The sequence below is a fragment of the Microbacterium sp. SGAir0570 genome, from assembly GCF_005491085.2.
GTDB lineage: Bacteria > Actinomycetota > Actinomycetes > Actinomycetales > Microbacteriaceae > Microbacterium > Microbacterium arborescens.
Genome location: NZ_CP027929.1, coordinates 163,568 through 188,515 on the forward strand (window position 1 = coordinate 163,568; position 24,948 = coordinate 188,515).

The 24,948-nt window shown below is 71.9% G+C and carries 24 protein-coding genes; 10 read left to right on the top strand and 14 right to left on the bottom strand.

Going from position 1 to position 24,948, the window contains the following annotated elements; genetic code table 11:
- Positions 1 to 4 precede the first annotated feature (4 nt).
- The 4 genes from C1N74_RS00805 to uraD form a co-directional block, all read right to left on the bottom strand.
- Positions 5 to 916 (bottom strand): ABC transporter permease, encoded by a 912-nt coding sequence (locus C1N74_RS00805; RefSeq protein ID WP_137749767.1) that lies wholly within the window; start codon positions 914 to 916, stop codon positions 5 to 7.
- Positions 917 to 934: 18 nt separating this feature from the next.
- On the bottom strand, positions 935 to 1,888 hold the full coding sequence (locus C1N74_RS00810; protein WP_103841677.1) for an ABC transporter substrate-binding protein: 954 nt from the start codon (positions 1,886 to 1,888) through the stop codon (positions 935 to 937).
- Between the two features lie 128 nt (positions 1,889 to 2,016).
- Entirely contained in the window at positions 2,017 to 2,337 is a 321-nt protein-coding gene (uraH, locus tag C1N74_RS00815; protein ID WP_023953170.1) for a hydroxyisourate hydrolase, read from the bottom strand.
- A complete protein-coding gene (uraD, locus tag C1N74_RS00820) occupies positions 2,334 to 2,843 on the bottom strand; it encodes a 2-oxo-4-hydroxy-4-carboxy-5-ureidoimidazoline decarboxylase (protein WP_036305327.1) in 510 nt (169 codons plus the stop codon). The genes uraH and uraD overlap by 4 nt, the downstream gene beginning before the upstream one ends.
- 52 nt (positions 2,844 to 2,895) lie before the next feature.
- Between uraD and C1N74_RS00825 the strand changes: the two genes are divergently transcribed.
- Entirely contained in the window at positions 2,896 to 3,549 is a 654-nt protein-coding gene (locus tag C1N74_RS00825; RefSeq protein ID WP_023953168.1) for a helix-turn-helix domain-containing protein, read from the top strand.
- A 38-nt stretch (positions 3,550 to 3,587) separates the two neighbouring features.
- Here the strand turns inward: C1N74_RS00825 and C1N74_RS00830 are convergent, their stop codons facing one another.
- Positions 3,588 to 4,190 carry a helix-turn-helix domain-containing protein gene (locus C1N74_RS00830; RefSeq protein ID WP_023953167.1) on the bottom strand — a complete coding sequence of 201 codons (603 nt, stop codon included), beginning with the start codon at positions 4,188 to 4,190 and terminating at the stop codon, positions 3,588 to 3,590.
- 149 nt (positions 4,191 to 4,339) lie between these two features.
- On the opposite strand from C1N74_RS00830, the gene C1N74_RS00835 reads away from it, so the two are divergent.
- The 7 genes from C1N74_RS00835 to C1N74_RS00865 all read left to right on the top strand — a co-directional run bounded on the left by C1N74_RS00835 (position 4,340) and on the right by C1N74_RS00865 (position 13,768).
- Entirely contained in the window at positions 4,340 to 5,899 is a 1,560-nt protein-coding gene (locus C1N74_RS00835; protein ID WP_137749769.1) for an NCS1 family nucleobase:cation symporter-1, read from the top strand.
- The gene (locus C1N74_RS00840; protein WP_023953163.1) at positions 5,896 to 6,615 is read left to right on the top strand and encodes an aspartate/glutamate racemase family protein; all 720 of its coding nucleotides are present in this window, start codon (positions 5,896 to 5,898) and stop codon (positions 6,613 to 6,615) included. The genes C1N74_RS00835 and C1N74_RS00840 overlap by 4 nt, the downstream gene beginning before the upstream one ends.
- 100 nt (positions 6,616 to 6,715) lie before the next feature.
- Positions 6,716 to 8,119, top strand: coding sequence for an allantoinase AllB (gene allB / locus C1N74_RS00845; protein ID WP_258317959.1), 1,404 nt, complete (start codon positions 6,716 to 6,718; stop codon positions 8,117 to 8,119).
- A complete protein-coding gene (locus tag C1N74_RS00850; RefSeq protein WP_258317960.1) occupies positions 8,116 to 9,753 on the top strand; it encodes an AtzH-like domain-containing protein in 1,638 nt (545 codons plus the stop codon). Before allB ends, C1N74_RS00850 begins: the two co-directional genes overlap by 4 nt.
- Positions 9,750 to 10,988 (top strand): alanine--glyoxylate aminotransferase family protein, encoded by a 1,239-nt coding sequence (locus C1N74_RS00855; RefSeq protein WP_071918741.1) that lies wholly within the window; start codon positions 9,750 to 9,752, stop codon positions 10,986 to 10,988. The genes C1N74_RS00850 and C1N74_RS00855 overlap by 4 nt, the downstream gene beginning before the upstream one ends.
- 3 nt (positions 10,989 to 10,991) lie before the next feature.
- Positions 10,992 to 12,302 (top strand): Zn-dependent hydrolase, encoded by a 1,311-nt coding sequence (locus C1N74_RS00860; RefSeq protein ID WP_258317961.1) that lies wholly within the window; start codon positions 10,992 to 10,994, stop codon positions 12,300 to 12,302.
- Between the two features lie 86 nt (positions 12,303 to 12,388).
- Entirely contained in the window at positions 12,389 to 13,768 is a 1,380-nt protein-coding gene (locus tag C1N74_RS00865) for an amidohydrolase family protein (RefSeq protein WP_137749771.1), read from the top strand.
- Between the two features lie 83 nt (positions 13,769 to 13,851).
- Here C1N74_RS00865 and C1N74_RS00870 read toward each other — a convergent pair whose 3' ends face one another.
- The 6 genes from C1N74_RS00870 to C1N74_RS00895 all read right to left on the bottom strand — a co-directional run bounded on the left by C1N74_RS00870 (position 13,852) and on the right by C1N74_RS00895 (position 21,174).
- A complete protein-coding gene (locus C1N74_RS00870) occupies positions 13,852 to 14,655 on the bottom strand; it encodes an ABC transporter permease (protein WP_023953151.1) in 804 nt (267 codons plus the stop codon).
- Positions 14,652 to 15,458 carry an ABC transporter permease gene (locus tag C1N74_RS00875; protein WP_023953149.1) on the bottom strand — a complete coding sequence of 269 codons (807 nt, stop codon included), beginning with the start codon at positions 15,456 to 15,458 and terminating at the stop codon, positions 14,652 to 14,654. Before C1N74_RS00875 ends, C1N74_RS00870 begins: the two co-directional genes overlap by 4 nt.
- On the bottom strand, positions 15,458 to 16,279 hold the full coding sequence (locus C1N74_RS00880) for an ABC transporter ATP-binding protein (protein ID WP_137749772.1): 822 nt from the start codon (positions 16,277 to 16,279) through the stop codon (positions 15,458 to 15,460). Before C1N74_RS00880 ends, C1N74_RS00875 begins: the two co-directional genes overlap by 1 nt.
- A gap of 23 nt (positions 16,280 to 16,302) precedes the next feature.
- Entirely contained in the window at positions 16,303 to 17,412 is a 1,110-nt protein-coding gene (locus C1N74_RS00885; protein WP_064955195.1) for an ABC transporter substrate-binding protein, read from the bottom strand.
- A gap of 151 nt (positions 17,413 to 17,563) precedes the next feature.
- The gene (locus C1N74_RS00890; protein WP_137749773.1) at positions 17,564 to 20,329 is read right to left on the bottom strand and encodes a molybdopterin-dependent oxidoreductase; all 2,766 of its coding nucleotides are present in this window, start codon (positions 20,327 to 20,329) and stop codon (positions 17,564 to 17,566) included.
- Positions 20,326 to 21,174: an FAD binding domain-containing protein gene (locus C1N74_RS00895; protein ID WP_064955193.1), complete on the bottom strand. Its 849-nt coding sequence runs from the start codon at positions 21,172 to 21,174 to the stop codon at positions 20,326 to 20,328. The genes C1N74_RS00890 and C1N74_RS00895 overlap by 4 nt, the downstream gene beginning before the upstream one ends.
- A 146-nt stretch (positions 21,175 to 21,320) precedes the next feature.
- Here C1N74_RS00895 and C1N74_RS00900 point away from each other — a divergent pair, with 146 nt between their 5' ends.
- Together C1N74_RS00900 and C1N74_RS00905 are read left to right on the top strand one after the other, a co-directional pair.
- A complete protein-coding gene (locus tag C1N74_RS00900) occupies positions 21,321 to 22,349 on the top strand; it encodes an XdhC family protein (RefSeq protein WP_137749774.1) in 1,029 nt (342 codons plus the stop codon).
- Positions 22,346 to 22,963, top strand: coding sequence for an NTP transferase domain-containing protein (locus tag C1N74_RS00905; RefSeq protein WP_071918733.1), 618 nt, complete (start codon positions 22,346 to 22,348; stop codon positions 22,961 to 22,963). The genes C1N74_RS00900 and C1N74_RS00905 overlap by 4 nt, the downstream gene beginning before the upstream one ends.
- A gap of 29 nt (positions 22,964 to 22,992) precedes the next feature.
- Here the strand turns inward: C1N74_RS00905 and C1N74_RS00910 are convergent, their stop codons facing one another.
- From C1N74_RS00910 to purS, 3 genes are read right to left on the bottom strand one after another with little or no spacing between them, the layout of a single operon-like run.
- Positions 22,993 to 23,922 (bottom strand): 2-hydroxyacid dehydrogenase, encoded by a 930-nt coding sequence (locus tag C1N74_RS00910; protein ID WP_137749775.1) that lies wholly within the window; start codon positions 23,920 to 23,922, stop codon positions 22,993 to 22,995.
- A gap of 25 nt (positions 23,923 to 23,947) precedes the next feature.
- Entirely contained in the window at positions 23,948 to 24,652 is a 705-nt protein-coding gene (gene purQ, locus C1N74_RS00915; RefSeq protein ID WP_088379663.1) for a phosphoribosylformylglycinamidine synthase subunit PurQ, read from the bottom strand.
- Positions 24,649 to 24,894 carry a phosphoribosylformylglycinamidine synthase subunit PurS gene (gene purS / locus C1N74_RS00920; protein ID WP_023953132.1) on the bottom strand — a complete coding sequence of 82 codons (246 nt, stop codon included), beginning with the start codon at positions 24,892 to 24,894 and terminating at the stop codon, positions 24,649 to 24,651. Before purS ends, purQ begins: the two co-directional genes overlap by 4 nt.
- Between the last annotated feature and the right edge of the window lie 54 nt (positions 24,895 to 24,948).

Genomic DNA, 24,948 nt, shown 5'->3' on the forward strand with positions numbered 1-24,948 from the left:
CCAGTCACTTGATGAGGGGTCGGCCGCGCGTCGCGAGACGGAAGACCCCGACGAGGATGCGGTCGGAGAGGAAGCCGGCGGCGCCGATCGCCACCATCCCCACGACGACCATGTCGGTGCGCACGACGTCGCGGGCGAGGATGATGGCCGACCCGAGGCCGACGTTCACCCCCACCGACTCGCCGAGCACGAGCACGACCCAGGCGATGCCGAGGCCGACCCGCAGGCCGTTCATGATCGACGGCGCCGATGCGGGGACGACCACCTGCGTCAGGATCTCGCTGCGCCGGGCGCCCAGCATCCGGCCGGCTTCGACCAGCCGCTGCGGCACCTCCTTCGACCCGCTGATGGCTCCCAGCACGATCGGGAAGAACGCCGAGAGGGCGATGAGGAAGATCGTCGCCTGGTCGCCCCAGCCGATCAGCAGCCCGACCAGCGGGACCCACGCCGTCGCCGGGATGGGGCGGAAGAGGTTGATGAAGGGGTCGAAGAGGCCGTCCATCGTGTACGAGCGGCCCATGACGATCCCGAGGGGGATCGCGATGGCCGCGGCGATCGCGAAGCCGACCAGCACGCGCAGCGCCGACGTGCCGAGGTTGACCCAGAGGTCCCCCGAGAAGGCGTCGTCGTTCACGCCGCCGAACCCGTAGTCCCACAGCGACGTCACGACCTCGGCGGGCGTCGGCAGGAACGCCATCCGGATGCCGATGAGCGGGATCTCCCACTCCTGGTCGCGGCCGATCTGCCACAGGATGACGAAGAGGAACGGCACCGGCAGGCCGAGCAGGAACCGGTAGAGAGCTGCCCGCTGGTTGGGTCGGCGTGCCGGCGGGCGGCGCCGGACGGGTGCGCTCGCAGGCGCACCGGCGACGACGGCTGCGTCGTCGGTGCGCCCGGACGGGACGGTGTCGGTCATGGTGCTTCTCCCCGCGGGTCAGTCGGCGAAGCTCGTGTCGACGATCGTGTCGGCGGTCGGCGTCGAGGTGATCAGGCCGATCGAGGCCATGGCTCCGGCGAGGGCCTCGAGCTGGCCGACGTACTCGTCCGAGAGGTCCGACCGCAGCCAGAAGTTCTCGAGCGCCGAGGTGAGGACCTCCTCGTCGCCGCCGAACTCCTCGACCATGCTGGGCAGCCACTCCTCGATGTTGTCGGCCATGTAGGCCGTCGTCGCGGCGTGGGTGTCGACGACTCGCTGCACCAGCTCGGGGTTCTCCTCGATCAGCTCGCCGGTCGTGACGAGTCCGATGTTCACGCGCCCGATGGGGGTGGAGTAGGGGTCGACGACCTCGGTGCCGCCGGCGGCCTTCGCGATCGAGACGCCGATCTCGACTCCCATGAAGGCGTCGATGTCGCCGCTCGCGAAGGCCGAAGCCATCTCGGGGACGGGGATCGGGGTGAGCTCGAAGTCGTCGGGTGTCATGCCGGCCTCGTCGATGAGCAGTCGCAGCGCGACCTCCTGCGCCGAGCCCTGGACGATGCCGATCTGCGAGCCCGCGAGCTCGGCGAGGGAGGTCTCGCCGTTGCCGATGAAGCCCGACCCGCCGTCGGCGGCGCTCGCGACGATGCGCAGGTCGCGGTTCTGCGAGATCGACGAGATGGTCGGGGTGACGCCGGTGATCGCGAAGTCGATGCTGCCCGAGACGAGCGCGTCGGAGAGTGCCGGGGTGGTGTCGAGCGTCACGACCTCGAACTCGACGCCGTCGACGGCGTGGTCGGCGTAGAGGAACGGCTGGTAGAAGTGCGGCTGGCCGCGCAGGGTGCCGACCTTGACGGTCTCGACGCCGTCATCGCCCGCGGCGTCGTCGCCGGCGGAGCTGCAGCCGGCGAGGACGAGGGCGGCGAGGGAGACGGCGGCCAGGAGGACGACGCGGGGTGAACGTGCGCGCATGGGGTTCCGATCGGAGGAGGACGGCGGTGCAGAGGACTGCCGTCATTCAACGGTTTCCGATCGCTCGCGAGGTGAAGGCCGTGTAACGACCTTGTTAAGCCAGCGCTTAAGGTGCGTGAGCGCGGGGTTCAGCTGCCGCGGTAGGTCGAGTACGCGAACGGGCTCAGCAGCAGCGGCACGTGCAGGTGGGGCTCGTCGCCGACGGTGAAGCTGACGGTCGCCGACGGGTAGAAGGTCGCGGTGCCGGCCCGGGCGAAGTGCCCGCCCGTGTCGAACGTCAGCGCGTAGATTCCCGGCTCGAGCCGGTCGGGCCCGAGCGCGAGCCGTCCGTCGGCATCGGTCGAGCCCGTCGCGATGACGGTTCCGCGGGCGTCGGCGAGCTCGATCGCCACGTCGACAGCGGGAGTGCCGGTCGCCGCGTCCAGCACATGAGTGGTCAGGTGGGTCATGCCGGCGCCTCCGTGGTGACGGTCTGCGACAGGCGGAGCAGCGCGATCTCGGCCAGCTGGCCGAGGGCCTCGGCCGTCTCGGTGCGGTCGTCGTTGCCGAGGCGCCGCTCGAGCTCGGCGCGCATCTCGCCCGGGGTCCGGCCGGCCGCCCGGATGAGGAAGACACGGTCGAACCGCTCCTCGTAGCGCCGATTGCCCGCCGCGATCGCGGCGGCGTCGTCATCGGATGCCGACCGCATCGCGGCCTGCTCGGATCGCGACGCGTCGCCCTCGGCACCCGGCTGGTCGACGCGGGCGCCGATGCGCGGATGATGCGCGAGCGCGGCATCGAGGTCGTCTTCGTTCCAGTGCGCCGCCTCGGCCCGCGCCCGGGCGCCCAGCTCCGCGACGTCGCGGTAAGGCCGCCCGGCGACCAGGGTCTCGACCCAGCGGGGGATGGGGGCCCAGACGGCGACGACGCGTCGGGCATCGTCCGCGCTGAGGGCGTGGAACTCGTCGAGGTGCATGCGCGTCACGGTACTGTCACCGCGTTTCTCCCGCGTTACATATCATCGTGCCGTGGAACCGCAGCGCGCCGAGCCCGACCTTCCCGCGTCGATCGGGCGCCGCCTGCGGGCGCTGCGCACCCGGACGGGGCGCTCCCTCGCCTCGGTCGCGCAGGAGATGGGCATCTCGGCGAGCGCCCTGTCGCAGATCGAGACGGGTGCGATGCAGCCGTCGGTTCACCGGCTCGTCGAGCTCGTCGGGGTGCTGGGCGCTCCGGTGTCGGTCATCTTCGACGATCACGCCGTCGCGGTGATCCCCGATGCCGATGCCCCCGGCGAGCTGAACGAACCCGTCCCCGGCGTCTTCGTCGCCCGCGTCGGCACCGAGACTACGGCGCACCTCGGCGGCGGCGTGACCTACCGGCGGCTGACGCCCGTGCCCATCAGTGGCGTGGAGCACTTCGAATCGACCTACCCGCCGGGCGCGAGCTCGAGCGCCGACGGCGGCCTCCTCGTTCACGCGGGCTACGAGAGCGGGCTCGTCGTGACGGGGACGCTCACCTTCGAGTTCGCCGACGGCGAGGTCGAGCTCGGCCCGGGCGAGTCGCTCTCGTTCGCGGCATCCCGACCGCACCGCGTCGCGAACCGCACCGACAGCGTCGCGGTCGCGACGTGGCTCACGGTCGTCGGGTCGACGGGGCCGGTCGACGGCGCGACGGGGCGCTGAGACCCCGGCGCCTCGCGCGCGCCGGCGTCCGACCGAGCTCACGCGGGCCCGTGGACGATCAGCCAGGTCGCGACGGCGGTCTCGTCGCCGTCGTTGTGGATGCGGTGCGGTCGCGAGCACGGGTAGCTGATCGTGTCGCCGGGACGCAGCACGACCCGCTCATCGGTGAAATCGATCGTCAGCTCGCCCGAGAGCATGGTGCCGACCTCGTACCCGTCGTGCCGGAAGAGGTCGGTGTCGCGGTGGGCCGACGACCCGGGCGGATAGGTCGACTGGAAGTAGTCGATTCCCGGGCTCGGTCCGGGGGACAGACGGCGGAAGGTCACTCCGTCGCCGAGCTCGACCGTCGTGGCCTGGGCGGCGCGGACCAGCGAGAACCCGTCGATCTCCGCCGCGAGCGCAGCGGCGGGGGCCTCGCCACCGCTCTCGAAGACGGCGGCGAGGGGCACGCCGAGGGCGTCGGTGATGGCGAGCAGCCGCGAGACGCTCGGCTGCAGCACGCCGCGCTCGATCTGCGACACCGCGCTGGGGCTGATGCCCAGCGCGGCGGCGACGGCGCGTGCCGACATCCCTCGCTGCCGCCGAAGCTCGCGCAGCCGGACGCCCACCTCGGTCCCGGTCCCCAGCGCGAGCTCTGACATGCCGCCGAGTCTAAACGGGCTGCGGCGGCGTCCGAGCGCGACCGCTGTGAAGCTCCAACTTCACACCGTCGTTACATCAGCGAAACCCGCCGGGATCGATTAACCCATAGCTTCACTTTCCAGATCCCCTCCTGGAAGGTTCCGACGCCATGACCGCTCCTCCGAACATCCTGCCCGCCGAGACGACGGTTCCCGATCGGGGCTACGACCCCCGACTTTCGAACGAGGATCTCGCCCCGCTCCGCAAGCAGAGGTGGACCTGGTACAACATCTTCGCCTTCTGGATGTCGGACGTGCACTCGGTCGGCGGCTACGTCACGGCGGGGTCGCTCTTCGCGCTCGGCATCGCCGCGTGGCAGGTGCTCGTGGCTCTCGTCGTCGGCATCGTGATCGTGCAGGTCTTCGCGAACATGGTCGCCAAGCCCAGTCAGAAGACGGGCGTGCCCTATCCCGTGGTGAACCGCGCCATCTTCGGGGTGCGCGGCGCGAACATCCCCGCGATCATCCGAGGCATCATCGCGATCGCCTGGTACGGCGTGCAGACCTTCCTGGCGGCGCAGTCGCTGAACATCATCTTCCTGAAGTTCATCCCCGGCTCCGCGGCGCTGCTCGACGTGGGCTTCCTCGGGCTCTCGGCGCTCGGGTGGATCTCCTTCTCGATCCTCTGGGTCGCCCAGGTCGCGCTGTTCTGGAACGGCATGGAGGTCATCCGCCGCTTCATCGACTGGGCCGGCCCCGCCGTCTACGTCGTGATGATCGTGCTCGCGGTGTACCTCGTGAGCCAGGCCGGCTGGGAGAACATCGACCTGAACCTCTCCGACCCGGCGGCGGCGCCGCACGACCTCTGGGGCACCCTCGGCCTCATGGCCATGGCGGTCGGCATCGTGGTGGCATACTTCGCCGGCCCGATGCTCAACTTCGGCGACTTCGCGCGGTACGGCCGTTCGTTCAGCCAGGTCAAGAAGGGCAACTTCTGGGGCCTTCCGGTGAACTTCCTGTTCTTCTCGATCCTGACCGTGCTCACCGCCGCCGCGACCGTGCCGGTGTTCGGCGAGCTGCTCCTCGACCCCATCCACACCGTCGAGGCGATCGACACCCCCTTCGCGATCCTGCTCGGCGGGCTGACCTTCGTCACCGCGACGGTCGGCATCAACATCGTCGCCAACTTCATCGCGCCCGCCTTCGACTTCTCCAACGTCGCGCCCCAGAAGATCTCGTGGCGCATGGGCGGCATGATCGCCGCGGTCGGATCGGTGTTCCTCACGCCCTGGAACTGGTACTCCGACGCCACCGCCATCCACTACTCCCTCGGCATCCTCGCGGCCCTCATCGGCCCGCTGTTCGGCCTGCTGATCGCGGGGTACTACATCGCGGCCAAGCAGCGGATCCGCACCGATGACATGTTCACGATGAGCGAGAGCGGGGCGTACTGGTACCGCAAGGGGTACAACCCGAACGCGATGAAGACGCTCCTCGTGGCCGGCATCCCGACGATCCTGCTCGCGATCCTGCCCAAGACGTTCGCCGATATGGGGCTGTTCGACGTCTCGTGGATCGGGAACTTCACCTGGTTCATCGGATGCGGCCTCGCGTTCGCCGCGTTCGTGGTGTTCGAGCGGCTCGACCCGCAGGTCCCGACGTTCGCGGGCGAGACCGAGGGCATCTCGGACGGCACCCTGCCCGAGTCCGCGCCGGAGGGCGCCGCGTGAGGATCACGCTGATCAACCCCAACACCTCCCGGGCGATGACGGACAAGATCGCCGTCGCCGCCCGGGAGGTCGCCGGGCCCGGGGTCGAGGTGGTCGCCGCGCATCCGACCGACGGCGCGGCCGCGATCGAGAGCCATCTCGACGAGATCACCGCCGCCCGCTCGGTCGTCGACATCATCGAGGCCGACCTCGCCGTCGGCGGAAGCGACGCGTACGTCATCGCGTGCTTCGGCGACCCGGGACTCGACGCCGCGCGCGAGCTCGTCGACGTTCCCGTCATCGGCATCGCCGAGGCTGCGATGCACGTCGCGACCCTGTCCGGTCGTCGGTTCGCCGTGGTCACGACGCTCGGCCGGACGCTCGGCCGGGCGCGCGATCTGCTCGCCCGCTACGGGATGACGTCGGCTTGCGCCTCGCTGGTCGCCTCCGGCATCCCGGTGCTCGATCTCGAGGACACCGGGTCGGATGCCTTCGAGCGCATCGCGGCGCTGTGCGCCGCCGAGGTGGCGGGCGGGGCCGACGTCATCGTGCTCGGCTGCGCCGGGATGGCCGATCTCTGCCACGCCCTGACGGAGCGCGTCGGCGTTCCCGTGGTCGACGGGGTCGGCGCGGCGGTCGGGCTCGCGTCGGCGATGGTGCGGATGCGGGTGGGGACGAGCAAGCGCGAGGAGTACGCCGCCCCGCCGCGTCGTCACGAGAGCGTTACATCGGGGTAACCGCCGCGGCTGCGTTAACCCATAGCTTTATATTGACATCGGGCTCTGCGCATCGCGCGCCCGCCGTCGTTCCTCGCCCCCGACCCCGCCCGGAGATCTCGTGACCGCATCGTCCCCGTCCCGCTTCGTCGTGCGCGCCGGCCGCGTCTTCGACGGCACGGCCTTCGTCCCCGCAGCCGTCGTCGTCGAGAACGGCCTCGTCGTCGCGATGCTCGACGAGGACGCCGCCGTCGCCGACGCCGCCGAGGTGCGCGTCGCCGCCGACGCTGTGCTGATGCCAGGGCTCGTCGACTCGCACGTGCACGTCAACGAGCCCGGACGCACCGAGTGGGAGGGCTTCGGCTCGGCGACGCGGGCCGCGGCGGCGGGCGGTGTCACGACGATCGTCGACATGCCGCTGAACTCCATCCCGCCGACCACGACCGCCGGCGCACTGGAGGTCAAGCGTGCCGCCGCCGCGGCATCCGCGCACGTCGACGTCGGGTTCTGGGGCGGGGCGGTGCCCGAGAACCTGGGGGAGCTCGGCCCCCTGCACGAGGCCGGCGTCTACGGGTTCAAGTGCTTCCTCGCGCCGTCGGGCGTCGACGAGTTCGGACACCTCGACCGTGCTCAGCTGCGCCAGGCCATGGGCGAGATCGCGGCGCTCGGCTCGCGGCTCATCGTGCACGCCGAGGACCCCGAGCTGCTCGGTGCCGACGGCGCGCTCGGCCGCGGATACGACGCCTTTCTCGCGTCGCGCCCGGCGACGAGCGAGGCGTCGGCGATCGACGCCGTCATCGAGGCCGCGCGCGCGACCGGCGGCCGGGCGCACATCCTGCACCTGAGCGACGCCCGGTCACTGCCCGCCATCCGTGCGGCCCGCGCGGACGGAGTCGACCTCACGGTCGAGACCTGCCCGCACTACCTCACGATCATCGCCGAGGAGATCCCCGACGGCGCGTCCGAGTTCAAGTGCTGCCCGCCCATCCGCGAGGCCTCGAACCGCGACCTCCTGTGGGAGGGCATCGTCGACGGCACGATCGACGCGATCGTCAGCGACCATTCGCCCTCGACCGTCGACCTCAAGCGCGCAGGCGACGGCGACTTCGGGCTCGCCTGGGGTGGCATCTCCGGACTGCAGGTCGGGCTGTCGGCGGTCTGGACCGAGGCGCGCGAGCGCGGCATCCCGCTCGAGACGATCCTGCCGCTGTTCACGACAGGACCCGCTGCCGTCGCGGGCCTCGCCGTCGGGCGCATCGCCGTGGGCGCGCCCGCGCACCTCACCGTCTTCGCACCCGACGACGTCGTCCACGTCGACGCGCGCGAGCTGCGTCACCGCAACCCGATCTCGGCCTACGACGGCCGCGTGCTGACGGGACGGGTGCGCCGCACCTGGCTCCGAGGCGAGGTCGTGTTCGAGGCCGGCGTCGATGTTGCCGATGCCATGGATGCCGCGGGCGTTCCGGGCGGGCGGCTGCTCTCTCGCGGTGGCACCCTCGTCGCCGTCGGCGAGGATGCGTCGTGACCGGTCGCGCCCACGGCGATGCGCCTAGCGACGGCGCCCCGGCCGGCGGCATGCCCGCCGATCTCGCGGCGGCGTTCGCCGACTACGAGCGCGCCATCGTCGAGAACGACCTCGCGGCGCTCGACGCCGCGTTCGCCCCCGGACCCGGCACGATGCGGGCGGATGCCGGGGGCCTGCTCGTCGGCCACGATGCGATCAGCGCATTCCGCGGGGCGCGCGGCGGGGTCGCGGCGCGCGAGATCGAGCGGATCGAGTACCGGCCGCTTGCCCCTGACGTCGCTCTGCTGATCTCGGTCTCCCGCTACGCCGCAGGTGGCACCGGCCTGCAGACCCAGCTCTGGCAGCGCATCGACGGTCGCTGGCTCATCACCGCCGCACACGTGACCCCGCGGCCGCAGGCGTTCGACCGGTCGATCTGGCGCACCGTGGGCGACCCGCTCTACCAGGGCGCCTGGGAAGGTCCGCTGGCCGGGCTGACCGTCGCCGTCAAAGACCTCTTCGCGATCCGCGGCTACCGCATCGGGGCGGGCAACCCGACGTTCCTCGCCTCGGCCCGCGCCGAGACGACCACGGCGCCCGCGGTCGGCGACCTGTTGCGCGGCGGAGCGTCGCTGCGCGGCATCGCGCGCACCGACGAGTTCGCCTACTCCGTCGCCGGAGACAACACTCACTACGGCACGCCGCCGAACGCCGCGCTGCCCGGAGCGCTCCCGGGCGGCTCGTCGAGCGGGCCGGCCTCCGCCGTCGCGGCCGGGCATGCCGATGTCGCCCTCGCCACCGACACCGCCGGATCGGTGCGGGTACCCGCCTCGTACCAGGGGCTCTGGGGCTTGCGGACCACGCACGACCTCGTGCCCCGGCAGGGCATGCTGCCCCTCGCGCAGAGCTTCGACACCGTCGGCTGGCTGACCCGCGACGGCTCGACGCTCGAGCGCGTCGCCGAGTGGTGCCTCGGGTACACCGGCTCGGAGTCGACCGAGAGCGTGCAGGGCGAGCCGGACGACGAGCTGCCGACGCGCCTCCTCGTGCCCGACGAGATCCTCGCCGCCGCCGAGCCCGCCACCCGACGCGCGTTCGCCGAGCTGCTCGACCGCGTCACGGCCACGGGAGCCGCGGTCTCGGTCGGCCGCGTGTCGATCGGCGACCTCGACGCCTACCTCGACGCGTTCCGCACCGTGCAGGGCGCGGAGGCCTGGCGCAACAACGGCGACTGGCTCGTGCAGCATCCCGGCGCGGTGGGAGCCGCCGTCGCCGACCGCTTCCGCACCGCCGCCGCCGTGACACCCGACGACGAGAAGCGGGCGCGCGCCGCCCTCGCCCCTCTCGCCGACCGCCTGCGTGCCGTCGTCGACGACGCGGTGCTGCTGCTGCCGACCGTCCCCGGAGCCGCACCTGCGCGCACCGCCGGCGGCGAGGCGCTCGACCTGCTGCGCCGTGACACACTGCGGATGACGACGCCGGCCGCCGTCGCCGGGCTCCCCGCGATCTCGGTGCCCCTGCTCACCGTGCCGTCGCCGCTGGGACCGGCGCCCGTCGGCGTCTGCCTCGTCTCGCGCGCCGGCACCGACCTCGCCCTCGTGCGGCTCGCCCGCCGCCTGTTCTCGCTCCTCGACCCCCGGATGGACACGCCATGACGAACCCGACCGTTCAGATCCCCGGACCCATCGACCCGCCCGCTCGCCTGCTCATGGGCCCCGGGCCGATCTCGGCGTACCCCAGCGTGCTCACCGCGATGTCGGCCGCGCTCGTCGGCCAGTACGACCCGTTCATGACGCGGACGATGACCGAGACGCAGGAGCTCTACCGTGCGGTCTGGAACACGCGCAACGACGCCACGATGCTCGTCGACGGCACGAGCCGCGCCGGCATCGAGGCGGCGATCGTCTCGCTCGTCCGGCCCGGCGACCGTGTGCTCGTGCCGATCTTCGGACGCTTCGGGCACCTGCTCGCCGAGATCGCGGAGCGCGCGCTCGCCGAGGTGCACACGATCGAGACCGAGTGGGGGCAGGTCTTCACGCCCGCCGCGATCGAAGAGGCCGTCGTGCGGGTCAAGCCCACGCTGCTCGCGCTCGTGCAGGGCGACACGTCGACGACCATGAACCAGCCGCTCGACGAGATCGGCGCGATCTGCGCGAAGCACGGGGTGCTGTTCTACTCCGACGCGACCGCCTCGCTCGGCGGCAACGAGTTCGACGCCGACGACTGGGGCCTGGATGCCGCCACCGCCGGGCTGCAGAAGTGCCTCGGCGGACCGAGCGGATCGGCGCCCATCACCCTCAGCGAGCGCGCCGTCGAGGTCGTGCGGTCGCGGGCGCGCATCGAAGCCGGCATCCGCGAGCCCGGCGATCCGGACGCGAGTGACTTCGTGCGGTCGAACTACTTCGACCTCGGCATGATCCTCGACTACTGGGGGCCGCGCCGTCTCAACCACCACACCGAGGCGACGTCGATGCTCTACGGGGCGCGCGAATGCGCCCGCGTGCTGCTGCTCGAGGGGCGCGACGAGGTGATCGCGCGCCACCGTCTCGCGGGCGCCGCGATGCTCGCCGGCGTGCAGGCGCTCGGCCTCACCGTCTTCGGCGACATCGCGCACAAGATGAACAACGTCGTGGCCGTCGAGATCCCCGACGGAGTGCCCGGCGACGAGGCGCGCGCAGCGCTGCTGACCGACTTCGGCATCGAGATCGGCACGTCGTTCGGTCCGCTCCACGGACGCGTGTGGCGCATCGGGACGATGGGCTACAACGCCCGGCAGGACGCCGTGCTCACCACCCTCTCGGCGCTCGAGGCGGTGCTGCGCCGCTACGGCGCCGCCGTGCCGGTCGCCGGAGGGGTCGAGGCGGCAGCGGACGTCTACCGGGGACATTGAGTCGTGGCATCCGCTCTGCTCCCCGTATCGCCCGAACGCATCGCCGACGCGGCACGACGGGTGATGTCGCGCTGCGACGATCTCGCGCGCATCAGCGCGGCCCCCGACCGGATCGAGCGCGTCTACCTCTCGCCCGAGCACGCCCGTGTCAACCGTCTCGCCGCCGAATGGATGCGGGAGGTCGGCATGACCACGCGCCAGGATGCCGCCGGCAATCAGATCGGCCGACTCGACACCGCCGGCGACGAGCCCGCGCTCATGATCGGCTCGCATCTCGACACGGTGGCCGACGCCGGGCGCTACGACGGCATCGTGGGTGTCCTGATGGGGATCGAGGTCGTGCGGATGCTGCGCGAGCCCGCCGACGACGACGGCTCGTCGTGGCGGTCGCCCCTGCCGTTCGCCCTCGAGGTCGCCGCGTTCTGGGACGAGGAGGGCACGCGCTTCGGCAAGGCGCTGCTCGGGTCGTCGGCGGTCGGCGGTGTCTGGGACGACGGGTGGTGGGACCTCGCCGACGTCGAGGGGACGACCCTGGCCCAGGCCTTCCGGGAGTTCGGCCTCGACCCCGGGCGGGTCGGCGAGGCGGCCCGTCGGTCGGACGAGCTCGTCGGCTACCTCGAGGCGCACATCGAGCAGGGTCCGCAACTGCACCGGAGCGGCGAATCGCTCGCCGTCGTCTCGTCGATCGCCTCGGCCCGACGCTTTCTGCTGTCGGTCGAGGGCGAGGCGCGGCACGCCGGCGGGACGCCCTACGACATGCGGCGCGACGCGTTGCTCGGCGCATCCGAGGCGGCTCTCGCGGTCGAGCGGATCTGCCGGGCCGAGCATCACATCATCGGGACGGTCGGCCAGTTCGAGGCGTTCCCGGGCGGCGTGAACATCGTGCCCGGCGAGGTGCAGTTCTCCCTCGACCTGCGGGGCGAGTTCGATGGTGAGCGCGACCGCGTCTGGCAGCGGCTCACCGCCGAGCTCGACGAGATCATGGGCCGTCGCGGACTGCGCTGGCAGCACCGCGAGATCCACAACGCCGCGGCGGTCGCCTGCGCGCCGCTGCTGCAGGACGTCGTCCGCGAGGGCATCCGCGCGGCGGCGGGCGAGGTGACCGACGAGCCGCCCGCGATCTTCAGCCGGGCGGGGCACGACGGCATGGCTCTCGGCGGTCTCACCGGCATCGGGATGCTGTTCCTGCGCAACCCCGACGGCATCAGCCACCACCCCGACGAGGACGTCTCCACCGCTGACGTCGCCCGCGGCATCCGCGCCCTCGCCGAATCCGTCCTGCACCTCGCCGCCGACCGCCGCGCCGCCGCCTGACCCGGCCGGCGACCCGCGAGATCGCCACCGCGCGGGCGCAATCCCCCTGACCCGAGGGCGAAACATGGGCTCGGTAGCGTGCGGGTATGCGCCTGCTCGTGACCCACGCCCGCCTCATCACGGTGCCCGCCGGCACCGACGACCCCGGCTACATCGACGAGGGATGGATGCTCGTCGGCGACGACGGGCGCATCGCGGCCATCGGCGCCGGGGATCCGCCCGTGGGCACCACCGCCGACGAGATCCTCGACGCCGGAGGCTCGTTCGTCGCCCCCGGGTTCGTCTCGAGCCACTCGCACCTGTTCACCTCGGGTCTGCGCGGACTCGGGGTCGCCGAGACGCTCTACGGCTGGTGCGACGCGATGCTCGGGACCACCGCCCACATGACCGCCGATGACGTCTACTGGTCGACGCTCCACGGCGCTCTCGACTTCCTCTCGAACGGCGTGACCACCGCCTACAACTTCACCGACCCGCTGCAGTCCTGGGAGTCGATGGTCGACGGCAAGCGCGTGGGCGACGCCCGTATGCGCGAGCTCGAGTACCACACGCGTCAGGCCGACGCGACGCGCGACGCCGGCATCCGGTTCGTCGATTCGATCGGCATGGATGTCACCGTCGGCTCCGACGACGAGATCTTCGCCCGGTTCGCCGCGTCGGTCGCGCACACCCGCGCGATGGACCCCGATTTCGCGCTCGGCGCGTCGATCATGGGCCAGGTGCAGTGGTCGCCGCGCGAGGAGGCCGCCTGGCTCGAGGTCGAGGCGATGCGCCGATATGGCGTGACCAATCAGGCGCACTTCCTCGAATCGCCCGAGGCGGTGGAGCACCAGCGGTCGAAGTTCGCGCAGTATCGGGATGCCGGGGCCCTCGGTCTCGGTCTCGTCTTCGGCCACTTCATCCAGACGACCCCGGAGATCATCGACGAAGCCGTCGCGGGCGGTGCCGCGATGTCATGGCAGCCCGCCTCGAACGGGCGGCTCGCGTCGGGGACCGCGCAGGTTCCCGAGATGCTCGCGAAGGGCATGAAGGTCGGCATCGGACTCGACGACCAGGCGTGCACGGATGTCTCGGATCCCTGGCAGAACATGCGCATGGGCATCTACCAGCAGCGGGCGCGCCTGCAGGATCCGCTCGCGATGATGCCCGAGCAGGTGCTGCGGCTGCACACCCTCGGTGCGGCTGAGATCATGGGCGTCGCCGACCGGGTCGGTTCGCTCGAGGTGGGCAAGCTGGCCGATTTCGTGGTGGTCGACCCCCGGCGTCCCGATGTGGGTCCGCTGTGGCATCCGGTGCGCAGCTACGTGCTGGCGATGAGTCCCCGCAACCTGACGCGCGTGTACGTCGGCGGCGTCCTGGTCGACGATCGCGGCACGTCGACGAACCCCCTGGCCGCCGAGGCGTCTGCGCGTCTGCACGAGAGCCTCGCCGAGGTCGCGCGTCGCCGCCCCACGCACCCTCACTGACTGACCCTCGGCCCGCCCGTCCCTCCGAACCGCGAGACGACAGCTGCGCGTGTGTCGTCTCGCGGTTCGGTTCGGCAGACCCGTCAGGCCACCGAGGTCGTCATGCCCATGCGGGTGAGGACGAGGGTCTCGGCGATCTGCACGAGGTTGTAGAGCACGAGGGTCAGCAGCGTGATGATCGCCACCGACGCCCACAGGTCGTCGAAGCGGGCGGTCGCGGTGAACTTCACGATCATGCCGCCGATGCCCTGCCCCGTCGACAGCCACTCGGCGAGGAGGGCGCCGGTGACGGCGCCCGGCACCGAGACGCGGGCGGCGGCGAAGAGCGAGGGCAACGCGCCCGGCACGCTGACCTTGCGCAGCTGCGCGAGGCGTCCGCCGCCGTAGACGTGCACGAGGTCGAGGCTCTCCTTCGTCGCGCGGCTCAGGCCGAACAGGATCGAGGCGAGGGCGGGGAAGAGCACGACGATCGAGCCGATGACGGCGACGGATGCCGCGGTGCCGCGGCCCGTGATCAGGATGATGACCGGCGCGATGGCCACGAGCGGCACCGAGCGCAGCAGCAGCGCGAGCGGCATGACGCCCGCCTCGATCGCCTTCGACAGCGAGAACGCCACGGCGAGCAGGAGCGCGACGAGCATGCCGACACCGAACCCGAGGGCGGCGTCCTGCACGGTCTGGCCGATGAGCGGCCACAGGCCCATGCGGTTCTCGGCGGCGTCGTCGGCGGTGAACAAGAATTCCCACACTTCGCCGGGGCCCTTGGCGACGTAGGTCGAGATGCCCGTGAGGTTGACGACGGCCCACCACAGCGCGAGCACGATGAGCACGGTCGCGAGGGCGTTGATCAGCGAGCGGCCGACGGAGCGGCGGAGGGCGACGATCATGCGGCTGACCTCCCCGAGACCCACGGCGTGACGAGACGCGCGACGAGGCCGAGGGCCGCGTATCCGATGAGGGCGACGATCGCCGACAGCAGGAACACCGCCCAGACGCGCGGCGAGTCGAGGTCGCCCTGCAGCTTGATGAGGGTGATGCCCACGCCCCGGTCGATCGCGCCCATGTACTCGCCGAGGATGGCACCGAGGAAGGCGCTCGGCACGGCGATCTGCAGCGCGTTGAGGATGGCGGGGGTGGCGGCGATCAGGCGCACTTTGCGCAGCTGCGTCCACCGCGACCCGCCGTAGACGCGCACGACGTCGAGCGCCGCCTTGTCGGCCGCCTTGAACCCGAGCAGCGCGCCGACGACAGTGGTGAAGAAGACCGCGAGCGCCGCGAGGAAGATCGCGGTCGCGCTCGGATCGCCCGCGCGCTTGGCCCCGCCCAGCACGACGATCGCGATGCCGCCGACGGCGACGACGGGTAGGCAGTAGCTGACGACGGCGATCTGGGTGACGACGACCTCGAGGCGGGGGAGGAGCAGCACCGTCGACGCGAGGAGGAGCGCGATCGCGTTGCCCCAGACGTAGCCGATCATCGCTTCGCCGATCGTGACCTGGAACACCGTCCAGTACGGCGCCAGACCGTCGCGGACGATGGTCTCGAACACGGTGAACGGCGAGGGGACGGGGGTGAAGGTCGTGCCCTCGGGCGGCGAGAACGCCGTGACCGATAGCAGCCACCATGCCGCGATCAGCACGACGGCCCCGATGACGCCTGCGAGCCAGGTCGGCATTCCGGCGCGGCGCATCACGACTCCGCGTCGGCGCGGCCGTCGCTGCCGAAAAGCAGCTCGGACGCGCGGTCGACCAGCGCGTGGAACTCCGGGGTCCGCATCATCTCGGGCGTGCGGGGTCGCGGCAGGTCGACGTCGATGATCTCGACGACGCGGCCGGGGCGCGGCGACATGACCGCCACGCGGTCGGAGAGGAAGATCGCCTCGGAGATGCCGTGGGTGACGAGCAGCGTCGTCGCGGGCTTCTCGGTCCAGATGCGCAGCAGCTCGAGGTTGAGGTTCTGTCGGGTCATGTCGTCGAGCGCGCCGAACGGCTCGTCGAGCAGCAGCACCGACGGCTTGAGCGCGAGCGCGCGGGCGATCGAGACGCGCTGCCGCATCCCGCCGGACAGCTGGGCGGGCTTGGACTTCTCGAAGCCGGTGAGCCCGACGAGCGCGATGAGCTCGTCGATGTAGGCCTTGTCGGGCGTGCGGCCCGCGATCTCGAAGGGCAGCCGGATATTGGCCAGCACGCTGCGCCAGGGGAGCAGGGCGTGGTCCTGGAAGGCGATGCCCAGCTCGTGGTCGCGACGCAGCTCGTGGGGGGTCCTGCCGTCGACGCGGACCTCGCCCGCGGTCGGGTTCTCGAGGTCGGCGAGGATGCGCAGGATGGTGGACTTGCCGCATCCCGAGGGGCCGAGCAGGGCGAGGAACGAGCCCTTGTCGGTGTGGAGGTGGGTGTCCTGCAGGGCCGTCACGGTCCGGCCGCGGCCGGTGTGGAAGGTCTTGCTGAGGCCGTCGATCAGGATGCCGGTGCCGCGAGGGGCACCGGCATCCCGGGTGTCGTCGTGTGTCATGTGATGGAGGGAAGCGTCCGAACCTACGGAAGGTAGTCCAGCAGCTCCGGGTTCTCGTCGTAGATCTCGTCGATGATGGTGGTGTCGAACAGGTCGTCGACCGAGACCTTCCAGCCTGCGGCGGCGAGCGAGTCGACCGTCTGCTGCTTCAGGTCGTCCGAGATCGTGAAGAGGCCGTTGGCCTCGGTCTCCTCGGTCGAGATGAGCAGGTTCTGAGCGGCGATGCCGGCGGTCGTCTTCGCGGGGTCGAGGGCGCCGAACACGGCCTCGAGGCCGTCCTCCGACTCCTCCGCGGCCTGGTTGTAGTACTTCTGCACCAGGCTGACGGTGTCGTCGACGGGCTGCTGGAACACCTGGGTCCAGCCCTTGATCTCGGCGATGAGGAACTCCTTGAGGAGCTCCTTGTTCTCGGCGAGGTACTGGTCGGTGACGGTGAACGTCTCGGCCACGTAGGGCACGCCGTTCTCGGCGTACGAGAGGTTGGTGATGTCGTAGCCCGCGAGCTCGACGGTCAGCGCCTCGTTGGTGAGGTAGGCCATGAAGCCGTCGACTTGGCCGTCCATGAGCGGGGTCGGGTCGAAGTCGACGGGAACGACGGTGACCTCGCTCGGGTCGATGCCGTTGGCGTTCAGCAGGGCCGCGAATACTGAGGCGTTGGAGTCCTGGACGCCGATCGTCTTGCCGATGAGGTCCTGCGGGGTCGCGATGTTGCCGCCGTCCGCGAGCGAGAGGATCGTGAACGGATTCTTCTGGAAGGTCGCGCCGATGATCTTCAGCGGCGCATCCTCCTCGGCGACGGCGGCGCCTACCGAGGCGGCGTCCGAGAGCGCGACCTGCACGGTGCCCGAGAGCAGCTTCGCCACGCCCGTGTCGGGCCCGGAGATGCCGATGACCTCGTCGAAGCCGGCCTCGTCGTAGTAGCCGTTCTCGTAGGCGTAGAACTCGCCGGCGAACTCCTCGTTCTTGATCCACGAGTACTGCACGCTGATCTCGCCGAATGACGCGGAGTCGTCGGAGCCCGATGCGCCGGGCTCGGCGGAGCTCGACGAGCAGGCCGAGAGGGCGAGGGCGGCGACGGCGGCGGTGGCCAGGGTCGCGGCGAGGCGGTGTTTCCGGATGCGCGGTGCGGGCATCGGTTCTCCTTCGGGTGTGCGGGTGCAGGAACGCAGCGCGGGTGCACGGATGCCGCTGCGGGGAGGTGCTGGCTTGAAGCTATTGCTTGAATATTTCGGTCACCGTCGCGCTCGTGTTTCGATGCTGTGACGGCTTCCGACGCGTCGCGGCTCAGCGGGGGTCGTGCTGAGCCAGCCGCCAGATCCGGTCGCGGCTGAAGGGCTGCTCGTAGGGTCGTCGCCCCAGGGCGCGGGCGATCGCGTTGCCGATCGCGGGCGCGACGGGGTTGTAGGGCGACTCGCTCATCGACTTCGCGCCGAACGGTCCGAGCGCGTCGTCGGTCTCGGCGAAGAAGACCTCGGTGTCGGGGATGTCGGCCGACTGCGGCACGCGGTAGGTGCGGAACACCGGGTTCATCACCCGCCCGCCGTCGTCGATCATCACCTCCTCATACAGGGCGCTGCCGATGCCCTGCGCGACTCCGCCCTCGACCTGTCCGCGGCACTGGGCCGGGTTGAGCACGACCCCCGCGTCCGCCGACTGGACGGACTGGAGGATGCGCACCGATCCGGTCTCGGGGTCGACCGCGACGCGGACGGCGTGGACGTTGAAGGCGAGCGATCGCTGTTCGCCGAGCTCGCTGCCGTCGGCGGTGAGCCCGTGCTCGTCGCGGTGCGCCGGATCGGCGGCGGCGATCAGCTCAGCGGGACCGACGAGCCGCACCGGGGTGCGCACCGAGCCGTCGGGCTGCAGCACCGCGTCGGCCGGGGAGGTCTCCGTGAGCGCGGCCGCGGCCTGTCGCATCCGATCGGCCAGGGTGAGGCAGGCGGCGTGCAGGGCCTTCCCGGCGACGGTGATGCCGGCCGAGGCGAACGCGCCCGTGTCGTGATGCACGGCGTCGGTGTCGGCGCTGCGCACCTCGAGGCGGTCGCTGCCCAGCACCGTCGACGCGATCTGGCGGTGCACCGTGCTCGTGCCGTTGCCGAACTCGACGGTGCCGGTGCGCAGGAGGTACGAGCCGTCGGGACGCAGCGTCGCGGTCGTGTGGGCGATGTGGCCGAACGGTGCCATCGTCGCGATCATGGCCGCCGCCATGCCTTCGCCGACGAGCCAGCCGTCGGGTGCGGTGGAGCCGTTGCCGCGTCGCAGCGCGGCCTCGGCGAGGTCGAGGCACTGGTCGAAGCCGTAGCTGCCCCAGACGAGGTCGTGCTCGTGCGTCGCATCCGCCGGTCCGACCGCGTTGCGACGGCGCAGCTCGAACGGGTCGATGCCGAGCTGCTCGGCGAGCATGTCCATCGCCGACTCGACGCCGAGGATGACCTGGCCGAGCCCGTATCCGCGGAAGGCGCCCGAGGGGACGTTGTTCGTGTAGACGACCTCGGCGTCGAGGCGCACGGCATCGCAGCGGTACAGCGCGACCGACTCGGCGAGCGAGTGGAACATGACCCCGCGCGAATGGTTGCCGTAGGCTCCGGTGTCGCTCAGCAGATCCACCGTCATCGCGGTCAGCCGGCCGTCGGTGTCGGCGCCGAGGGTCACCGACACGCGCATCGGATGCCGCAGCGACGCGCGCTGGAACTGCTCCGTCCGCGAGAACTCATAGGCCACCGGTCGGCCCGTGCGCAGTACCGCCAGCGCGACCAGGTCCTCGGTGAAGATCTCCTGCTTGCCCCCGAAGCCGCCGCCCACGCGCGCCGTGAACACCCGCACCCGGTCGGTGGGCAGGTCGAACAGCCGGGCGATCTCGTCGCGGGCGAGGAACGGCACCTGGGTGGAGGAGCGGATGACGAGGCGTCCCGCGTCGTCGAGCCATCCCACGGAGCCGTGCGTCTCGAGCTGCGCGTGCGAGACGCGCTGCGTCGACCAGGTGCCGCTGACGACGGCGGCGCTCGCCGCCAGAGCGGCCGCGGTGTCGCCCGTCTCGCGGTGGAGTCCCGCGATCACGTTGCGGCCGGCGTCGTCGACGCGGTCGGCGGGCGTGCGGTCGGGATGCAGCAGCGGGGCGCCGGCGCTCCGTGCCTCCTCGGGGTCGAAGACCGCCGGCAGCACCTCGTACTCCACGCGCACGAGACGCCGGGCGGCGTCGGCGGCCTCGGCGGTCTCGGCGACCACCGCGACGACCCGCTGTCCGACGTGGCGCACGACCTCGTCGAGCATGAGGGTGTCGTCGGGGTCGTCCTCGCGGTGCTCGTGCCGGCCCGTCGAATAGCGGATGCGGGGGACGTCGGCCGGGGTGAGCACCGCGACGACGCCGGGCACGGCCCGCGCCGCATCCGTGTCGATCGCGAGGATGCGGGCGTGCGCGTGCGGCGATCCGACCACGCGCAGCACCAGCGGCGGACCGGCCGGGGTGTCGGCGATGTCGAACGTGTACGGCTCACGGCCCTGCACCACGCGTCGCGCGGCCTCGGGCGACACCGAACGGCCGACTCCGCGCGGGGCCGCGGGAGCTCCCTCGGCCGAGGCGGGCACACCCGTCTCGCGCACGGGGCCGAGCACCGAGGCGCGGACGGCCTCGCGGATCGGGCGGTAGCCGGTGCACCGGCACAGGTTGCCCTTGAGCCGACGGTCGAGGTCGTCGAGGTCGTCGGCGCACAGCGTCGAAGCCGTCACGCTCAGACCCGGCGAGCAGAACCCGCATTGGAAGCCGAAATGCTCGACGAGGGCCTCCTGCACCGGATGCAGCTCGTCGCCGGGTGCGAGACCGGCCGCAGTCGTCACGCTGCGACCGTCGAGCCGCGCCGCCGGGATGAGGCAGGAATGCACCGCCTCGCCGTCGAGCAGCACCGAGCAGGCACCGCAGTCGCCCGCGTCGCAGCCCTTCTTGACCTCGAGGCGGCCCGTCTCGCGGAGCATCGTGCGCAGGCACTGCCCGGCGCGGGGCGCGGCCTCGACCGCCACCCCGTCGACCTCGAACCTGACGGCGTCGGCGGTCATGCGGGCTCCATCCGGTCCCTCTCGCGCCGCAGGTCGGCGGCGGCTCGGCGAGCGAGCACGGAGCTGACTCCGCGGCGCCAGTCCGCGGCACCGAGCGGGTCGCTGTAATAGCCGGGTGCCGCCTCGGCGGCCGCGACCAGCGCCGCGTCGGACGGGATCCCCGAGAAGCGCAGCACGACCGGGCGCCGGACGGCGGCTGTGATCGTGAATGTGGCCGACCCGTCATCGTCGAGGCGCCCGGTGACGACGGCTCCCGACCGGCCGAGCTCGGCGAGGGCGATCTTGTGGAGCACCGCGCGCGAGCGCAGCGTCGCGGCGGGCAGCTCGATCGCCCGCAGCAGGTCGCCCGGCGCGAGGCAGGTCGCGCCGTCGTCGACGACGAGCTCGGCCACCGGCATCCGCGTCTCCCCGCCGTCGGCGTGCCAGATCACCGCGACGCCGTCGAGCGCAGCGCACAGGCTGATCATGGCCCCCGCGGCGAAGGCGCGGCAGAGGTTGCCGCCGACCGTGGCGGTGTTCCAGATCTTGAAGCTCGCGAGCAGGGCGTTCGCCGCGGCCGGCACGAGGTCGAGCGCGGTCCAGTCGGTGCGGGGGGCCACCTCGAGGCGCCCGGCTGCGAAGGCGACGAGTCGCGCGATGGTGCACGTCGCGGCGATGCGCAGGCCGTTCTCATCGACCTCGAGCTCGGGCCAGCCCATCGTCGTGAGGTCGACGAAGCCGGTCGTCCCCGGCTGCGGCTCCGACATCAGCCAGGTGCCTCCGGCGATGAACCTCTCGCCCGGCGCGAGCACGAGATCGTCGCGTGTCCGGGCGGCGCGGAAGCCGGTGACGGTCGTGATGTCCATGGGGCTCCTCTCGGCTCGGACGTCGCATGAGTGAATCAGCCCCGCATTTCGCTCGTGTTTCACGTCGCCGCAACGAGCCGCAACGAACCGGCAACACGTGAGGCCTAACGTGCGGAGGAGTCCCGTCGCCGCCCCGAGGAGGTCCCATGCGCGAGATCCTCGCCGTCGCCCGCGAAGAGCTGGCCGCGGGCCGCGCCGTCGCCGTGGCGACCGTGGTGGCCGCAGCCGGCAGTTCGCCGCGCGAGATCGGCGCCTCGATGCTGGTCGCGGCCGACGGGCGGGCGTTCGGCAACGTGTCGGGGGGATGCGTCGACGGAGCCGTCTACGAGCGGTGCGTCGAGGTGCTCGCCGGAGACGACGCGGTGGTCGACCGCTTCGGCATCGCCGATGACGACGCCGTCGCGGTCGGGCTCTCGTGCGGCGGGACGATCGAGGTGCTGGTGCGCGCGCTCGTACCCGGGTCGCCCGAGGCTGCGACGCTCGCTCTTCTCGCCGCGCGTGACCGCGACGGCGTCGCCACGGTGCTCCGGCTGCGGACGGCCGGCGATGGGATGGGGTCGGCGTCGATCATCGACGCGAGCACGGCCCCCACCCCCGCGCCCGCTGGGAGCGTCGACCTGCAGTTCGGCGCACCGCCGCGGCTCATCGTGGTGGGCGCCGTCGAGGTCGCGGTTGCCCTGGTCGCGCTCGGGACCGCAGCGGGGTTCCACGTCGTCGTCGTCGACCCGCGCGACGTCTTCGCTCGCCCCGACCGCTTCCCGGCCGCGGAGGTCGTGGTCGACCAGCCCGGTCGCTATCTCGCAGCCGCCGGCCTCGACGTGCACACCGCCGTCTGCGTGCTCACCCACGACCCGAAGTTCGACGTTCCCGCGCTCGCCGCCGCGCTCATGTCGCCGGCCGCGTACGTCGGTGCGATGGGCAGCCGCGCGACGTGCGCGGACCGCGTCCGTCGGCTCGTCGAAGCCGGGGTGCCGACAGCGCTCGTCGACCGGCTGCGTTCGCCGATCGGGCTCGACCTGGGCGGTACGAGCGCCGCCGAGGTGGCGCTGTCGATCCTGGCCGAGGTCGTGGCCGCGCGGCGCGGTGGAACGGGTGCGCCGCTGCGCGCCGGATCGGGCCCGATCCATCGAGACACGGCGTCGGAGGGATGCCGCGTCGACCACCTGGTCACGTGACGGACGACGTCGCGCCGCGTCGTACTCCCCCCGTCGGAATCGTGCTCGCCGCCGGCGCCGGCACGCGCTACGGCATGCCGAAGGCGCTGGCGGTCGCGCCCGGGGGACGCGCCTGGCTGGACGGGGTGGTGGCGGCGCTCGCTGCGGCCGGGTGCGAGCCGATCCTCGTGATGCTCGGTGCCGCGCCGGAGGCGCCTGTCCCCGCGGGGGCACGCGCGCGCGTGGTCGAGGACTGGCGCGAGGGTCTGTCGGCGACCGTGCGCGCGGCGCTCGCGGCGGCATCCGGCACCGACGCCGCCGTCGCGGTCATCGTGCCGGTCGACGTCCCCGAGCTGCCAGCCCGAGCGGTGGCCCGGCTGCTGACCGCCGCCGCCGGTGACGCTCGCGCGCGTCATCGCGCCGTCTTCGGCGGGCGTCCCGGCCATCCCGTCGTCCTCGGGCGAGCGCACTGGGACGCCGCCGCGCGCGCGGTCTCCGGCGATGAGGGGGCGGGTGCCTACCTCAGGCGCATCGGTGCTGTAGGCGTGGAGTGCTCCGACCTGTGGCACGGCCGCGACATCGACCATCCGCCGGATGACGGACGGGCGCCTGACGGCCGGGCGCCCGGCGCCTGACGCCGGGCGTCGTCAGGCGCCGGGCGTCGTCAGGCGTCGACGATGTTGACCGGCTCCTCGCCGGCGGCGAGGCGCTCGATCTGGGTCCGGACGAGCTTCGCGATGCGCGGACGCATGGCGTCGGCCGCCCCGCCCACGTGCGGCACGACGATCACCCCGGGGGCGCGCCACAGCGGGTGGTCCTCCGGCAGCGGCTCGGGGTCGACGACATCGAGCGCGGCGCGCAGACGTTCCGCCTGCAGCTCGGCCACGAGGGCGTCGGTGTCGAGCACGGTGCCGCGCCCGACGTTGACGACGAGTGCGCCGTCGGGAAGCAGCGCCAGCTCGCGGGCGCCGATGAGCCCCTTTGTCGGCTCGCCGCCGGGGAGCGTGATCATGAGGATGTCGGTGTGCGGCAGCAGCTCGTCGAGCTCGTCGATGCCGTGGACGTGGACCCCGTCCTCGTCGCGCGCGCGGGACGCGACCGGGATGATCGTGGTCTCGAAGGGGAGCAGGCGGGATGCCACGGCCTTGCCCACGCCGCCGTAGCCGAGCACCAGCACGGTGCGGTCGGCGACGCTGCGGCTGAACTGCGGGGCCCACCGCGCCGACTCCTGGTTGCGGACGTAATCCGCGAGGTCGCGCTGCGCGGCGATGGTGAGACCGACCGCGATCTCGGCGGTCGCCGTCTCGTGGACACTCGTTGCGTTCGCGAGCCTCGTGCCCTCGGGCAGGTAAGCGCCCATGCCCTCGTAGCCGATCGACTGGCTCTGGAGAAGCCCGACCTTCACGTCGCCCAGTGCACTGAGCAGTCGCTTGCCCGACATGTAGGGCGGGACCACCATGTCGAACGCACCGCGGGGCGCCGGAGAGCGGAGGTCCCAGACGACCAGTTCGACTCCGTCGGGAAGAGGGCCGATGTCGGCCGCCAGCTCATCGGTGGGAACGCTGACGATGACGGTGCCGGGGGATTCGCTCATGCCCCCAACGCTACCGACCCGGCGCTCAGACGCGGGCGAGCACCGCGGCGACGGCCGACGTGAAGAACGTGAGTCCGTCGGTGCCCGAGCGCATCGCCTCGGTGGTGTTCGGGCCGAAGCCCGGCTCGACGGCGTGCTCGGGATGCGGCATGAGTCCGACGACGTTCCCGCGCTCGTTCGTGAGGCCGGCGATGTCGTCGAGCGAGCCGTTGGGGTTCACGCCGCGGTAGCGGAAGGCGACGAGACCATCGCCCTCGATCTGCTCGAGCGTCTCGGCCGAGCAGGTGAAGCCGCCGTCGGCGTTCTTCAGCGGGATGACGATCTCCTGGCCGGTCTCGAAGCCGCTCGTCCACGCGGTGTCGGCGTTCTCGACGACCAGGCGCTGGTCGCGGCGGATGAACTGCTGGTGGGCGTTGCGGATCAGGCCGCCGGGCAGCAGGTGCGCTTCGACGAGCATCTGGAATCCGTTGCAGATGCCGAGGATCGGCATCCCCTTGGCGGCGGCATCCTTCACCTCGGCCATGATCGGCGCGTGCGCCGCGATCGCGCCGGCGCGGAGGTAGTCGCCGTAGCTGAAGCCGCCGGGCAGGACGAGCGCGTCGACGCCGTCGAGGTCGTGCGAGCCGTGCCAGAGCGCGACGGGCTCGGCGCCGGCGAGCCGGACGGCGCGCTGCGCGTCGCGGTCGTCGAGCGAGCCCGGGAAGGTGATGACACCGATGCGCGCGGTCACTCCACGACCTCGATGTTCACGACGTCCTCGATGACCGAGTTCGAGAGGATCTCGTCGGCGATGCGGCGAGCGGTCTCGAGGGTCGCGTCGTCGGCGCGGTCGACGGTGAGCTCGAAGCGCTTGCCGATGCGGACGTCGGAGAAACCGGCGACGCCCAGGCGGGTGAGGGCCCCCGATACCGCCTTGCCCTGCGGATCCAGCAGCTCGGCCTTGGGCATGACGTCGACGACGATGGTGGGCATTGCTCGCTCCGGAGGTCGCGGGATGGGTGCGCGACCAGTCTACGGGTGGGATGC

Excerpts from the sequence above, each read along its gene's own strand:
- C1N74_RS00805 (WP_137749767.1), bottom strand. The coding sequence starts at position 916 with ATGACCGACACCGTCCCGTCCGGGCGCACCGACGACGCAGCCGTCGTC.
- C1N74_RS00810 (WP_103841677.1), bottom strand. The coding sequence starts at position 1,888 with ATGCGCGCACGTTCACCCCGCGTCGTCCTCCTGGCCGCCGTCTCCCTC.
- uraH (WP_023953170.1), bottom strand. The coding sequence starts at position 2,337 with ATGACCCACCTGACCACTCATGTGCTGGACGCGGCGACCGGCACTCCC.
- uraD (WP_036305327.1), bottom strand. The coding sequence starts at position 2,843 with ATGCACCTCGACGAGTTCCACGCCCTCAGCGCGGACGATGCCCGACGC.
- C1N74_RS00830 (WP_023953167.1), bottom strand. The coding sequence starts at position 4,190 with ATGTCAGAGCTCGCGCTGGGGACCGGGACCGAGGTGGGCGTCCGGCTG.
- C1N74_RS00835 (WP_137749769.1), top strand. The coding sequence starts at position 4,340 with ATGACCGCTCCTCCGAACATCCTGCCCGCCGAGACGACGGTTCCCGAT.
- C1N74_RS00855 (WP_071918741.1), top strand. The coding sequence starts at position 9,750 with ATGACGAACCCGACCGTTCAGATCCCCGGACCCATCGACCCGCCCGCT.
- C1N74_RS00865 (WP_137749771.1), top strand. The coding sequence starts at position 12,389 with ATGCGCCTGCTCGTGACCCACGCCCGCCTCATCACGGTGCCCGCCGGC.
- C1N74_RS00870 (WP_023953151.1), bottom strand. The coding sequence starts at position 14,655 with ATGATCGTCGCCCTCCGCCGCTCCGTCGGCCGCTCGCTGATCAACGCC.
- C1N74_RS00875 (WP_023953149.1), bottom strand. The coding sequence starts at position 15,458 with ATGCGCCGCGCCGGAATGCCGACCTGGCTCGCAGGCGTCATCGGGGCC.
- C1N74_RS00880 (WP_137749772.1), bottom strand. The coding sequence starts at position 16,279 with ATGACACACGACGACACCCGGGATGCCGGTGCCCCTCGCGGCACCGGC.
- C1N74_RS00885 (WP_064955195.1), bottom strand. The coding sequence starts at position 17,412 with ATGCCCGCACCGCGCATCCGGAAACACCGCCTCGCCGCGACCCTGGCC.
- C1N74_RS00890 (WP_137749773.1), bottom strand. The coding sequence starts at position 20,329 with ATGACCGCCGACGCCGTCAGGTTCGAGGTCGACGGGGTGGCGGTCGAG.
- C1N74_RS00895 (WP_064955193.1), bottom strand. The coding sequence starts at position 21,174 with ATGGACATCACGACCGTCACCGGCTTCCGCGCCGCCCGGACACGCGAC.
- C1N74_RS00900 (WP_137749774.1), top strand. The coding sequence starts at position 21,321 with ATGCGCGAGATCCTCGCCGTCGCCCGCGAAGAGCTGGCCGCGGGCCGC.
- C1N74_RS00910 (WP_137749775.1), bottom strand. The coding sequence starts at position 23,922 with ATGAGCGAATCCCCCGGCACCGTCATCGTCAGCGTTCCCACCGATGAG.
- purS (WP_023953132.1), bottom strand. The coding sequence starts at position 24,894 with ATGCCCACCATCGTCGTCGACGTCATGCCCAAGGCCGAGCTGCTGGAT.